Origin of the sequence: Pseudoalteromonas aliena SW19 (assembly GCF_014905615.1) — a bacterium.
GTDB lineage: Bacteria > Pseudomonadota > Gammaproteobacteria > Enterobacterales > Alteromonadaceae > Pseudoalteromonas > Pseudoalteromonas aliena.
Window position 1 is genome coordinate 1,208,839 of the sequence record NZ_AQGU01000025.1, and the last position, 13,321, is coordinate 1,222,159.

The following is a 13,321-nucleotide window of genomic DNA, read 5'->3' on the forward strand; positions in this document are numbered from 1 at the left end:
AGACGCCATAATGATCATGTTTTTAATAAAATTGATATTATTCAGGCCAATCTTGCAATGCTTTTAAGCTAAACTCATATCCATCAAAATCTAGAACACTTTGCTCAGGTGTAATTTCGCGAACAGTGAGCGCACCGATACTTTCACCTTCGTGAAGTTCTCGCCCATTAAGCTTTATCCAGCGCTTATCGGCACTTGATGAATAAATATGTGCTTGATATTTTATTGGAGGCAAAATAACCTGCAATCCATCAGGCAATAACTCAACAGGATCAACGCGAGAAGAATGACGGGTTCCTTGCGTTACTTCGTAATCTTGATTTTTTTCTGCATCTTGCACTGCTTGAGCAAACGCATTTTTTAAAGTAGTGGGTACTGCATCAAGCTCTGGATCAGTGATTTGCGGTTGCTCAGTGCTGCCATTTATTGGCTTGCCAAGAACTTTATACTTACTCATATCAAGTTGCGCCGATGCCGTATTTTGATTTTGCCCAAATACCGACGAATTTTGTGCATTACTCGGATTATAATTAGTTTGTGGATTAAATGCTTGCTGATTATAATTTTGAACAGGCATGACCTGCTGCACAAACTGTTGCTGATTATAACCAGTGGCACTCAAGGGGGTATTTGATGGCATAGGAATATATTGTCCGCTCGGTGTTAGTAGCATTTGCTGCACACCATTAGGTGTTTGCACATGTACCAACTGCCCTTCTATTGTGGCGGTATTTGTTGCCGCGACTTTATTGGCTGACTCTAACTTAGCTAATTGCTGCTTTTGAAGCTCAGCATCCTCTGTATCAGGCTTTATTTCAGGCGCTGGTATTTTACTTTCAACCACTTTAAGTTCATCAGCTAGCGAGGCTTTTAATAAAGGGCTCACTTGCAGCCATTTACCTGTTGTAAAACCCGTTGCAACGGCAATAAACGCGACCAAACTTCCGCCAAATATCAATGCTAATCGTCTGTAACGTTTAAGTGCTTGCTGCTGTTTTAATTGTTCTGACTGTAAATCATATTGCTCAGCACTCATATCAGCTTGTTCTGACTGTTTTAATGCATCTAATAAATAAGACATAACTACCTAACTATAAAATAAATGAAAGCCCAATACCGACTGTAAATAAAGCAGCGAACGCAATGCCATATGACCAAAAAGAAATAGAGTTTTGCGGTTTTTTATTGGTTGAGGCAATAAAATCCATAGGAAGTGATTCATGGGCTGACTTTTTTATTATATCGCCATCAACAACTAACTGCTGTTTTGCAAAAGTGCCCACTAAAGCTCGCTCACATACTAAGTTCATTAGGCGGGGCACCCCACCCGTTAATTGATGCACAGCTTGCATAGCATCCATTGAAAATATTCCTTTATCACACCCAGCTATATGTAGCCGATGTTTAATATAGGCTACGGTTTGTCCTTGCGTAAGTGGCAATAAATGGTAACGAGCTGTTATTCGCTGAGCCAGTTGCCTCAGCTCATTTCGCTTTAAAAGCTCTTGTAGTTCAGGTTGACCCACGAGCACTATTTGTAATAGTTTTTTATGATCGGTTTCTATATTTGTCAGCAAACGCAATTGTTCAAGCACATTGGGTGCAAGCAACTGCGCTTCATCAATAATTAGTATGGTATGCCCACCCGATTTATTATTTGTCTCTAAATGCTTTTTTATAATATCGGTAAGGCTTTTTAGCGTTGCGTTTTGTGTATCATCACTAATTTTTAACTCGTCACAAATACTGGCTAATAATTCAAGCTCTGAAAGTGCTGGGTTATGGATCATAGCCACTTGTGTATTTTCAGGAAGCTGCTCTAGCATACTGCGGGTAATTGTCGTTTTTCCTGTACCTACTTCACCCGTTAATAATACAAATCCTCCATCTTCACCCAATCCGTAGGTAAGGTGTGCTAAGGCTTCTTTATGTCGTTCACTTAAAAATAAGTAGTGAGGGTTAGGCGAGATAGAAAATGGTTTTTCGTTCAGGCCAAAATAGCTTAAATACACCGTGATGTTCCTTCGTCAATAAATCACGGCCTATAATGGCAAAAAAACGCTTGCAGTGACAACACTGTAAGCGCTTTATTATTGAAATAACGTAAATTTATGTAAAATAAAGTGCACATTACAAAAAAGAGTCTAAGTATTTACTTTTCGTAGCGCACTAAACGTAAATACACATCACTGGTTTTAGCATGCAGGCTATTTAAACCACTATCAAATTGATAAACCCAAGCTGAGCTCATGTTGCTGACCCCTGAGGTACTAGACCAATAATTTTGTAGCTTAGTGCCAAAAAAAACAGTTTCATTAATACTTGGCTCTGTACAGCTATGCTCTAAAATACTTGCCAGCTCTTTAATATTGGGCACTTGCCAATCATTATGCTTTGCGGTTGCATCGTTAACCGCTACCTTTAATGCTTCTTGCCAAGTAAGTGATGGTGTAGATCCATCACAATTATTAGTCTGCGCATTGTATACTTGTCCATAGCTACAACGTTGCCACATTAAACCTGTTTGTGGATCCGATACAGTGCCATCCGTGTTTATAACAAATCGGTCAGTTGGCGTTGTTGTATCGGTTGATGAGTAACAAGTTTGTTCGGCGGCAAGATTAAAGCTCAGAGCCATTATCGTTAATGCGTAAAATGATGTTATTTTCATAATTTTCTCCTAACGGCTTCTGACTAAGCGGACATAAGCCGTTTTATCTTTAGGGTAGGCAAGATCATTACCACTACTCATATCTATTATATAAGCTTGCGATAAACTCGTTCCATCAGCCGCCGTTTGCGACGTCCAATAAGGCAAGCTGACCCCACTTATAGCTCCAGCTAAGGGAATATGAGGAAAAATGCTCGTATCTATTAGTACTCTTTGTCCTTGCTTACCGTAATCAATTAAGCCTAATAACTCTGTATAAGTAGGTACTCGCCAATTTGTACCACCACAAAAATCAACAGCGTTAACTTCATTAATATACGTTTGTAAGCCGCAGTCGGTATCACTTGGACATGTGGTGTTAGCACCACCTGTAGTTGCAGCACCGGAATCTGCATCACTTAAATTCCAAGTGTAATGATTTTGACCGTCACGTAACGGGGTATTTGGTAAAGAACCCGATATTCCGCTTTTCACTTCCCAAACCAAGCCCGTTACATTATCGCGAATACAACTAAAGTTAGTGCTGTCGTCAGCAACTTCATCTGCAAACTCATTCAGCTTTGTATAATCAAACGCTAAGTTACCTTGGCCCACTTTATCTAGACGATTAGCAAAGCTATCACGACCAAGCTCTGCATCTTGACCCGGAAAGTCATCATTATCGCAATTTATGCGCAGAGTATTGTTGTAACATTCACCAACACCACTGTCATTTATAAGCCCCAGTGATTTTGGTGATACATCAATAAATAACGCATCTGTATCGGTGCGTCCTTTCGAATCAGTTACCGTTACCTCAAAGCTTAATATTGTATCTGTATCTACATCGGAGGCAAAAAATGTTGTTATACATTGGCTACTATCAGTCAGTGCCTCAGCACTTCCGGTAAGTTGTTGCCATTTACACTGATATGTATCAGTAACTGTTTCACTGCTAGTTGCATCTAAAGTTACTTGTTCGAACTCTTCAATATTTTGATCCTCTCCAGCATTTGCATCTACTAACTCATTCGTTTTATTAAGTGTCATAGTATATTGCGTGCTGGCCTCACCGCCTTCATCATCTGTGACTGTTAATTGCCACAATAAATTCTCACTACTTTCCAATAAAGGATGTGAAAAACTAAGGGTAGCCTCATTGAAAGTAGTAATATTTAAATCTGGACCTGATAACAGCTGCCATAAATAGCTATTAATTTGACCGTTTTCATCTGGTTCACTTGATTCGAGGCCACTTAAAGTTACAGTGTCTTTGTATACAGAAGGGGGAGTTACTGGTAACGTTTGTGTAATAACAGCGAGGGGGAGTTGATTATTAGAACTAACTGAAATAGAAATATCGTCACTTACGGCGCTACTACCTGAGCTTTGATAACTAACTCGTAAAACGATATTGCTGTCGGTTTTAATATCAGGTGCCGTAAGTGTTTGCTCTGCACCATCAAGCGGAAAACCGTCTAAACTTGGGCCACTTACTTGTTGCCACGTAAATGTACCATCGGCGGGAGAGCCCTGTGCAGTAATGGTAAATTCAGTTTTTTCGATAACACTTAAATCAGCTCCTGCATTAACCGATGTCTCTACAGCTAAATTATCATCACTACCACCACCTCCACATGCACTCAGTAAGCTGCAAGAAATGAGAGGAATTAAAGCAAACGCTTTCATGCGCAGCACCTTCTATGTTAAATAATTACTATAGTGTAATCACAAGCAATAAAGATGCCATTAAAATTTACATATAAGTATCTTGATGAATGCGTACAAACAACTTCGTACCTACTTTACTGTAATCTACTTTGTATTCACGCCCATCTAAAGCTTGAATAAACAGAAGTTGTTTTTCTTCGCCAAACAAATCAGCACTTCCAACATACACGACTTCTAAGTATCGCTCTTTCGCATCGCGGCGATTTTTTGGCAGTTCTTCTTTAAATGGTTCTAAACCACTTTGCGTCACTTTAATCCGAGGGTGTGATTCCGAATTTACAATAACTAAATCAAGTTTTCGATCTTTATGTATTATGGTATTTCGACCACTTTTTAAAAAGGCTCTTTCTTGGCTCATTACGATTCCTACTATCGCAGTTTAATCTCTTACTTGCGATGCTATAAACTGACTGGGTTGATGCTTCCATTTATTCAAGTTAGCACTGAAATCCCAAACATCTCTATCTAATACACTGGCAGGCAATAATAAATCATAACCTGTTAGCAGTTGAAGGAACTTAGCTCTGTTTGCAAACATAGCTATAAGTCCATTATAGCAAATCCCTTTTTGGGATTTATATTGTGTGTCTTCTATTAACCATTCTGATGGGCAATTACCATTTTTGCAATGTTTTTGAACAGCTTGCATAAATAAATATCGTTGCTCTATAAGTAGTTTGCCTGCGATTCGAGGAGCAATATCTGCTAAAAACTCATCTATATCATTTACTTTCACTCCCACAGCATTCAATTCTATGTATTCAAAACTATCTTTTACTTTAGGTATGCCACTGTGATGAAAATTAGCATGAGGCAAACGCCAAGAACCATATTTATGGTTATAAACAAGTGTTGCTTCATCTAACACTAAACTATAAAAAGGCTCTTGAGTTTTTAAAAAACCAACAAAAATGGCAACTAGGCAAACACTCACTAAAAAAATTTCTAAAATACTGATTTCACCTGGGCGTAATAAATTAAATGCCATAATAAATGCCAATCCAACAGCACCTACTATTAATATTTCAATACCATTGCGCGTGCCTTGCGCTCTATATTTTATATTATTTTTACCCATGTTGATAAAACACCATATAAAATATAAACATAATAATAGCCCATGCAATGACTTTTCTGGCCCTTATACAAGCCTTGCAGGATGTTTTAAAATTCATATATTTACCTCTTTAATTGCAACAAAACAGGTACGCACTATTATTCTCATCAACTTTTACGCTTAACGCACAAATTTATGAGACACATAACCGTCTTTCTCCGGTCTTATTTCGTACAATAGTTACAATTAATTTTCAGGTATGAAAACGATGTACTCAAGACAATCAGGCAAAGCTCTTTTCCCATTTATTATTACGCTATTGCTAATATTTAGCGTCTACTTATATTTACCGTCTAGCCATGGCGAACAAACAGATTTCTCTAAAATGTCTACTCAGGTATCTGCGCATACTGTTACCTCACAAGAAAATGCTGTCATGATTGAGGCCATCGGCAGTGCACGTGCAAATCAAGCCATTTATATAAAAAGCGCACAAAACGATTATGTCACAGATATTTACTTTAAAGATGGTGACTTAGTCAGTAAAGGCCAAAAGTTAGTACAGCTGCAAAGTAAGCAAGAACAACTTGCTGTTAAAGAGTTAAGTATTAATCTACAAGAAGAAAAACGCCAGCTCAATCGACTAACCGAACTTTCACGCTCGCAATCAACTGCAAAGTCGTTATTAGAAGAACAGCTATCTCGTGTTGATGCAACTAAAGCGCAGCTAGAAAGCGCTACGGTAAAACTAAATGAAATGACAATAACCGCACCATTTTCTGGTCTTTTAGGTAAGCGTGAAATATCGGTGGGTGCTTATGTTAGCAACGCAACAATAATAACTACGCTTGATGATATTAGTATTATTAAGGTTGATTTTAAAGTACCTGAAAAATACTTGGCGCAACTTAGCGTGGGTATGAAAGTACTTACTCAAAACGACGCTTACCCAGATAAAACCTTTACCGGTAAAGTAACACATATTAGCTCACGTATTGACTTTGTAACACGTAGTGTTGAAGTAACAGCAAGTTTTGCTAATAAATCAGGGTTATTACGCCCAGGTATGCTACTTAACACCGCACTCGAGCTTAGTAGCAATCAAGCTTTAATGGTGCCAGAAAAAGCGGTGATACCTTTGCAAGACAAACACTTTGTTTTTCAAATTAAAGACGGTATAGCTAATCGCATAGAAGTACATGTTGCTAGCAGAAACAACGGCTGGGTTGCTATTGATGAAGGCTTAACAGACGGCCAGCAAATTGTTACCGAAGGGCTGATAAAAATTCGCTCTGGAAGTAAAGTAAGCGTAAAGGGGTAATATGTGAAGATTACAGATACTAGCGTCAAACGCCCCGTTTTTGCCATTGTAATAAATTTACTGCTCCTGACTTTTGGAGTGGTTGCATTTACCATGCTGCCACTTCGAGAATACCCTGATATTGAAACACCTATTGTAAACATCAGTACTGAATATACCGGCGCTTCTGCGGAAATTATAGAAACCAAAATCACTCAAGTTATCGAAAACCGTATCTCGGGTATTGAAGGTATTAAAAGTATTAATTCGTCGAGTCGTAATGGACGTTCAAACATTACTATTGAGTTTGATATAAACCGCGACATAGACGCCGCATCTAACGATGTACGCGAGCGCGTAGCCCGTGCACTTGATAGTTTGCCCGATCAAGTTCGACCGCCAGAAGTCTCTAAATCTAATAGTGATGAAAGCCCAATAGCATGGTTTGTATTAAACAGCGAAACAATGGACTCATTACAACTATCTGACTATGCACAGCGTTTTATAGTTGACCGTTTAGCCGTAGTAGATGGTGTATCTAATGTACGCATTGGTGGTGAACGCCAATATGCCATGAAAATTTGGCTAAATCGCCAAGCAATGGCCGCACGGGGTATTACCTCAAGCGACATAGAAAACACACTTCGTACAGAGAACGTTGAGTTACCGGCTGGCGAAATAGAATCAATAGACCGTGACTTCACCGTGCGAACAGCACGCAGCTATAAAGATCAACGCGATTTTGAAAATCTGGTTATTAAACGCGGTGAAGAAGGTTATTTAGTGCGTTTAGGTGAAGTCGCCGATGTTCACCTTGAAGCCGCCGATGACGAAAGCTTGTTTCGTGGTAACGGTCGTAACATGATTGGTTTGGGTATTGTAAAACAAGCTAAAGCAAACACACTTACCGTAGTCGATAACGCACGTAGCGAACTTGAAAAAATCAAACGAAACTTGCCTGAAGGGACCACTATTCAAGATAGCTATGATTCGTCTGTATTTATTAAAGAATCAATTAGTGAAGTTTACAGCACGCTTGCTATCTCTATGGGTTTAGTCGTGCTCGTTATATTTTTGTTTTTAGGCAATATAAGGGCAACACTTATACCAGCGGTGACTGTACCTGTCGCATTGGTTGGTAGCTTTATGTTTTTATTAGCTATGGGTTACTCAATCAACTTACTTACCCTACTAGCGCTAGTACTCGCTATCGGTTTAGTGGTAGATGATGCCATTGTCATGCTTGAAAACATTCACCGTCGTATTGAACTGGGTGAGCCGCCGTTACTAGCTGCATTTAGAGGCGCGCGTGAAGTCGGTTTTGCTATAGTAGCAACCACGCTTGTACTTATATCTGTGTTTGTACCACTGGTATTTATGGATGGTCGAATCGGTGCATTATTTACAGAATTCGCTATGGCGGTAAGTGCTGCCGTGTTTTTCTCAAGTGTTACGGCACTGACACTGGCACCTGCGCTATGCTCTAAAGTACTTAAAGTATCAGATAAACCAAACAAATTTAGCCAATGGATGGACCGTCAATTTACTAAAATTGAAGTCAGTTACCGCAAGTCACTCTCTACTAATATAACCCGTAAATGGGGCTTAATGGTGAGCTTATTATTAGCGGGCTTTGTTAGTTACTCACTGTTTTTACAAGTTCCCTCTGAGCTAACACCAAAAGAAGACCGTGGTACATTCTTTATCATGATGAGCGGCCCTGAAGGGGCAAGCTACGAAAACAACGCTGCTAATATGGCTAAAATAGAAGAGCGCTTAATGCCTTATTCTGAAGCAGGTGAACTGAGTCGCGTACTTGTTAGAGTACCTGGTTGGGGTGGCAGTGGCGGTGTTGCGATTGTGGGTATGGCCGATTGGGATAAACGCAAACGCTCAACGTGGGAAGTAATGGATGAAATAAGCGGTAAAATGCAAGAAGTGACTGATGTTCGTGCATTTGCCATTATGCGCCGTGGTATTGGCGGTGGTGGCTCATCTCGCCCTATTGAGTTTGTATTGCAAGGTAATGATTACGCACAACTTGCCGACTGGCGTGACCGTATAATTAAGCGTGCTGAGCAAAACCCTGGTCTTGTAAGAATTGACCATGATTACAAAGAAACTTTCCCGCAATTTTTAGTCAGCATAGATAAAAACAAAGCGGCTGATTTAGGCGTGTCGGTATCAGATGTAGGCCGTACGCTCGAAACAATGCTTGGTCAACGCCGCGTGACTACCTTTATTGATCGTGGTGAAGAATATGATGTGATTTTAAAAGGAACGAAAGAAGACTTTGCTAACCCGACCGACATTTCGAATATATACCTAAAATCACGTAGCGGTGAACTAGTGCCACTTGATAGCCTTATCAGCTTAAAAGAGGAAGCAACAGCCTCACGCTTAAACCGTTACAACCGTATGCGCGCAATAACGCTAAGCGCCAACTTAGCAGATGGCTATACGCTTGAAGAAGCACTTAACTTTTTAAACGAAGTCGCTGCTGAGGAAAACGATATAGACGGTGCAGTAGACTACAAAGGTGAGTCGCAACTTTATTACGAAGGCGCATCAGCAATGACCTACGTATTTATACTCGCGTTAACCGTGACCTTTTTAGTACTTGCGGCGCAGTTTGAAAGCTTTATGCACCCGTTTGTAATTATGCTTACCGTACCACTTGGTTTAATGGGTGCTATGTTTGGCCTTTGGGCTACAGGGCTTACCTTAAATATTTACAGCCAAATAGGTATTGTTATGCTCATCGGGTTAAGCGCTAAAAATGGTATTTTGATTGTTGAATTTACTAACCAATTACGCGATAAAGGCGTTGAATTTAGTGAAGCAATATTACAAGCTGCTACACAGCGCTTGCGCCCAATCATTATGACGTCATTAACAACCGTTATGAGCGCAGTGCCTTTAGTACTTGCCTCAGGCCCAGGTGCTGAAAGCCGTATGGTCATTGGTGTAGTCGTATTTACCGGTGTTATTGTATCAACCCTGCTAACTCTTTTTGTTGTACCAGCTGCATATTATGCACTTGCACGTAACACTCAATCACCTGAGTTTTTGCAGCAAAAATTAGACAAACAAGCCGCTGAAAAACCACTAGAAGAGATCTAGCTTCTTAATTGCGCCGTAACCTTGTTGTTACGGCGCATACAATTTATGCTCGCCTTTAAACCCCATATACATTTTAGGAATACTTATGAGCTCAACAACGCAAGTAGCAACATTTGGTGGCGGCTGTTTTTGGTGTATAGATGCTGCATTTAGACGTGTAAATGGCGTACTAACCGTAAGTTCTGGCTACACCGGCGGCGAAACTACTAACCCAACATATGATTCTGTATGCTCAGGCACAACCGGTCACGCTGAGGTCGTTGAAATTGACTTTGACTCGACTGTAGTTAGCTTTGAAACACTGTTAGCAATGTTTTTCACACTGCATGATGCAACACAATTGAATCGCCAAGGTAACGATATAGGCACACAGTATAGAAGCGTTGTGTATTATCATGATGACACCCAGCTAAAACAAACCAATGAGATAATAGCTCAACTGCAAAGTCATGTAAGTAATCCAATTGTTACTGAGGTAAGCCCTGCTAGCACTTATTACCCAGCTGAGCACTATCATCAAGACTATTACAATGAAAACCCACAGCAGGGTTATTGCAGTATTTTAATCGCGCCAAAATTACATAAGTTTGAAACCGTGTTCGAAGAGTTTTTAACTGAGTGAATAAATTTAGTCGTACAGTAAAAAGCCCAATTTAAATCGGGCTTTTGTATTTTTTACTCTTTAACGATTAAAACTGGTAACTTGCGCCTGCAAAAAAGCGACGCTCTGGCGTGTTATAGTAGTACACTTTACCTGTTGTAGCATCTACGTGCGAATCAACAGCGTTATACTCTTTATCAAATAAGTTTTCTACACGAAGCGAAACTTCAATATGTTCATTTACTTGATAATTACCCGCTAAGTTCCAAAGTGTATATGAGCCTAAGCGCGCCTTAGCACCTTGGCGATCGCTACGATATTGCATATCTAAGCTTGCATCAAATGCACCAAACTGCTTTGCAAGTTCCCAGTTAAATGTGCGTTTAGCAACATTGCGTAGCTCTGCGCCAGTTTCTTTATTTTCAGCACTTAAATAAGCAAAGTTAAGGTTGCTATCAAATCCAAAAATATGTTGAGAAAGGCTAAACTCAACGCCTTCATAACGCGCTTCATTAATATTAGCTAACGCAAAACTTGTATTATAATCAATTTTATCTTCAATATCGTTTCTGAAAACTGCAACATCAACTTGCGCAAAATCAAAATCGATATTTAATCCAAGTTCACGGTTTACTGATTTTTCTGGCTGTAAACTAGGATTACCAAAAGCTGGAAAATATAAATCGTTAAATGTAGGGGCTTTAAAACCAGTACTTTGATTTATACGAAACGTTGCATCTTTAGATAAACGATAACCAGCAGCTGCGGTATATGTTATTTCGTCACCAAATTGCTCGTCATCATCTTGGCGAACAGTTAAATTAGCCAGCACTTTATCTGCATCGTAGTAAGCTCCTACAAACACAGCCAGTACGTCACGTTCTTGCACTTCAAATATAGTAGAACTTTGCGATACATCGTCGTTATACCAGTTAATACCCCCACTAATATTAAAATTATTAGATAGTCGGTATTGGCCGTTATAATCGACCTGTGTGCGTTTAGTTATAAATGTACTTGTTATTGGCATACCAGTAGAAAAATTAACATAAGTGTTATCAGAGTTATCCGTTGCAAGCGCTAAATCAATGCTGTGCGATTGGTTCGTGTAGTTTTTACTCCAACCTGCAGAAAGCTGATAGTTTTTAAAATCACCTATTTCTACAGTACTTGTGGCAGGGCTAAAGCGACTGTCGTAATCTGCAAAACCTTCACTGTATTGACCTAATAACTTAAAGTTACCGTAGTGTGCATCTGTGTAATTTACTTTAAAACCAAGATTTTTATTTTCATAGCCATCTTCATCTGGTGCTACGCTTTGCAGTACGTCAAAGTTATCTGTTTTTTCAAAGCCTGCGTTAAATGCTGTAGTTATATCATCTGATTTTACAGAGCCTGCAACTTGATAATTTTGATAAGAGTCTGAACCAAATGTAGCGCTTAGAGATAAGTTATCTGATTCACGCGTAATAATATTAATAACACCAGCGAGTGCATCAGAGCCATAAACAGCTGCGCGAGAACCTTTAATAATTTCTATGCGTTCAATACTATTTAGAGGGATATTACTTAATGCTTTTATACCAAGGGTTGCAGAACCTGTACGTACACCGTCAATCAAAATCAACGTATCGCCAGAGCCCGTACCACGCAGTGAAACACCTGTATTTTGACCAAAACCACCGTTTGGGTTAACTTGAAAACCCACCTGTTTACTTAGTAATGCTGGTAAATCGCGTACGTTACTTGATTCTATTTCAGCACGTTCAATAACATTTACGCTCGCTAAAACATCATTAATTGATTGCTCAAACTTATTAGCTGTAACGGTTATTTTTTCAATTGATTGTTCTGCACCAGACGCAGAAAATGAAAGCGCAGCAGAAATTGCAACGCCAAGGGTTGTTTTGTTTAGCATGAGATCCCCTACCTTTGCCCACCGCAAAGATTTAAGTAAGTAAGATTGCATCAAGGCCGGTCTCCGGACTCAGTAAGCACATAAAAACATGCCGCACTTTACCGTTGCGGGGGCAGTGTTGGGTTTGTAGTCATCATGAAAACGCACCAACTTCCCGATTATCCTGCTAAAAACTTATTAACTTGAAGCGTTTAGCAAGCACCTTGAAAATATGCCGCTATTGTGAGTATTTTGTTGATAAATGTCAATGGACGTCTATATAGCTAAATACAGATTTACCAATGTGAGTTATGAAAGAGCAAGCCCATATAACAAAAAAGCCAAACACTGCTGTTTGGCTTTTAATTAACCCCCTAGCTGGTTAGCTAGATTTTTGAAGGTGTTTTAATCACGGAAATTTTTAAATTGGAAAGGCTGGCCTAAATCGGCGCTGCGCACAACCTGCATTGCTTCTTGAAGGTCGTCGCGTTTTTTACCTGTTACACGTACTTCTTCACCTTGAATCGCCGCTTGCACTTTAACTTTCGAGTCTTTAATGGCTTTTACAACTTTTTTAGCCATGTCTTTTTCGATGCCTTGCTTTAACCCTACATTACGAAAAACATTTTTGCCTGCACGACTAATATCTTGTAGCTCTAAACTTGATACGTCCATGCCACGCTTAGATATTTTGTTCGCCAAAATATCAAATAACTGCATAACCTGAGAGTCTGCTTCGGCTTTTAATTTAATTGTTTTATCGTTTAACTCTATAGATGCATCAACGCCTCTAAAGTCAAAGCGTGTTTCTAGTTCACGATTTGCGTTATCGACTGCGTTTTTAGCTTCGTTCATTTCTACTTCAGATACAATATCAAATGAAGGCACTGGCTTCTCCTAACGGTCTAATACCAATTTTATTAAAAACATGATTATTCTAGCGTATTAAATAACTCACTAAC

The 13,321-nt window shown here is 39.5% G+C and carries 11 protein-coding genes and 1 riboswitch; of the genes, 3 read left to right on the forward strand and 8 right to left on the reverse strand.

Annotation, left to right across the window (positions count from 1 at the left end):
• Positions 1-37: 37 nt before the first annotated feature.
• The 6 genes from PALI_RS11005 to PALI_RS11030 form a co-directional block, all read right to left on the reverse strand.
• Positions 38-1,081 (reverse strand): general secretion pathway protein GspB, encoded by a 1,044-nt coding sequence (locus PALI_RS11005; RefSeq protein ID WP_193155852.1) that lies wholly within the window; start codon positions 1,079-1,081, stop codon positions 38-40.
• Positions 1,082-1,091: 10 nt separating this feature from the next.
• A complete protein-coding gene (locus PALI_RS11010; protein ID WP_193155853.1) occupies positions 1,092-2,012 on the reverse strand; it encodes an ExeA family protein in 921 nt (306 codons plus the stop codon).
• A 140-nt stretch (positions 2,013-2,152) separates the two neighbouring features.
• Positions 2,153-2,671: an Lcl C-terminal domain-containing protein gene (locus PALI_RS11015; RefSeq protein ID WP_193155854.1), complete on the reverse strand. Its 519-nt coding sequence runs from the start codon at positions 2,669-2,671 to the stop codon at positions 2,153-2,155.
• Positions 2,672-2,680: 9 nt separating this feature from the next.
• Complete coding sequence (locus PALI_RS11020) at positions 2,681-4,339, reverse strand: Lcl C-terminal domain-containing protein (protein WP_193155855.1); 1,659 nt, start codon at positions 4,337-4,339, stop codon at positions 2,681-2,683.
• Between the two features lie 67 nt (positions 4,340-4,406).
• Positions 4,407-4,739 carry a hypothetical protein gene (locus PALI_RS11025; protein WP_193155856.1) on the reverse strand — a complete coding sequence of 111 codons (333 nt, stop codon included), beginning with the start codon at positions 4,737-4,739 and terminating at the stop codon, positions 4,407-4,409.
• Positions 4,740-4,760: 21 nt separating this feature from the next.
• Positions 4,761-5,459, reverse strand: coding sequence for a DUF2982 domain-containing protein (locus PALI_RS11030; RefSeq protein WP_182701589.1), 699 nt, complete (start codon positions 5,457-5,459; stop codon positions 4,761-4,763).
• 247 nt (positions 5,460-5,706) lie between these two features.
• Between PALI_RS11030 and PALI_RS11035 the strand changes: the two genes are divergently transcribed.
• The 3 genes from PALI_RS11035 to msrA all read left to right on the forward strand — a co-directional run bounded on the left by PALI_RS11035 (position 5,707) and on the right by msrA (position 10,483).
• Entirely contained in the window at positions 5,707-6,759 is a 1,053-nt protein-coding gene (locus PALI_RS11035) for an efflux RND transporter periplasmic adaptor subunit (protein WP_077535748.1), read from the forward strand.
• A 3-nt stretch (positions 6,760-6,762) separates the two neighbouring features.
• Positions 6,763-9,861, forward strand: coding sequence for an efflux RND transporter permease subunit (locus PALI_RS11040; protein ID WP_193155857.1), 3,099 nt, complete (start codon positions 6,763-6,765; stop codon positions 9,859-9,861).
• Between the two features lie 85 nt (positions 9,862-9,946).
• Complete coding sequence (msrA, locus tag PALI_RS11045; RefSeq protein ID WP_193155858.1) at positions 9,947-10,483, forward strand: peptide-methionine (S)-S-oxide reductase MsrA; 537 nt, start codon at positions 9,947-9,949, stop codon at positions 10,481-10,483.
• Positions 10,484-10,550: 67 nt separating this feature from the next.
• Here the strand turns inward: msrA and PALI_RS11050 are convergent, their stop codons facing one another.
• Both PALI_RS11050 and PALI_RS11055 read right to left on the reverse strand, forming a co-directional pair.
• A complete protein-coding gene (locus PALI_RS11050; RefSeq protein WP_193155859.1) occupies positions 10,551-12,380 on the reverse strand; it encodes a TonB-dependent receptor domain-containing protein in 1,830 nt (609 codons plus the stop codon).
• Between the two features lie 37 nt (positions 12,381-12,417).
• A riboswitch (cobalamin riboswitch) is annotated at positions 12,418-12,601 on the reverse strand.
• 163 nt (positions 12,602-12,764) lie between these two features.
• On the reverse strand, positions 12,765-13,247 hold the full coding sequence (locus PALI_RS11055; protein WP_024611901.1) for a YajQ family cyclic di-GMP-binding protein: 483 nt from the start codon (positions 13,245-13,247) through the stop codon (positions 12,765-12,767).
• Positions 13,248-13,321 lie beyond the last annotated feature (74 nt).

Coding starts and splice junctions, on each gene's coding strand:
- PALI_RS11005 (WP_193155852.1), bottom strand. CDS start 1,081: ATGTCTTATTTATTAGATGCATTAAAACAGTCAGAACAAGCTGATATG.
- PALI_RS11015 (WP_193155854.1), bottom strand. CDS start 2,671: ATGAAAATAACATCATTTTACGCATTAACGATAATGGCTCTGAGCTTT.
- PALI_RS11020 (WP_193155855.1), bottom strand. CDS start 4,339: ATGAAAGCGTTTGCTTTAATTCCTCTCATTTCTTGCAGCTTACTGAGT.
- PALI_RS11025 (WP_193155856.1), bottom strand. CDS start 4,739: ATGAGCCAAGAAAGAGCCTTTTTAAAAAGTGGTCGAAATACCATAATA.
- PALI_RS11030 (WP_182701589.1), bottom strand. CDS start 5,459: ATGGGTAAAAATAATATAAAATATAGAGCGCAAGGCACGCGCAATGGT.
- PALI_RS11035 (WP_077535748.1), top strand. CDS start 5,707: ATGTACTCAAGACAATCAGGCAAAGCTCTTTTCCCATTTATTATTACG.
- msrA (WP_193155858.1), top strand. CDS start 9,947: ATGAGCTCAACAACGCAAGTAGCAACATTTGGTGGCGGCTGTTTTTGG.
- PALI_RS11050 (WP_193155859.1), bottom strand. CDS start 12,380: ATGCTAAACAAAACAACCCTTGGCGTTGCAATTTCTGCTGCGCTTTCA.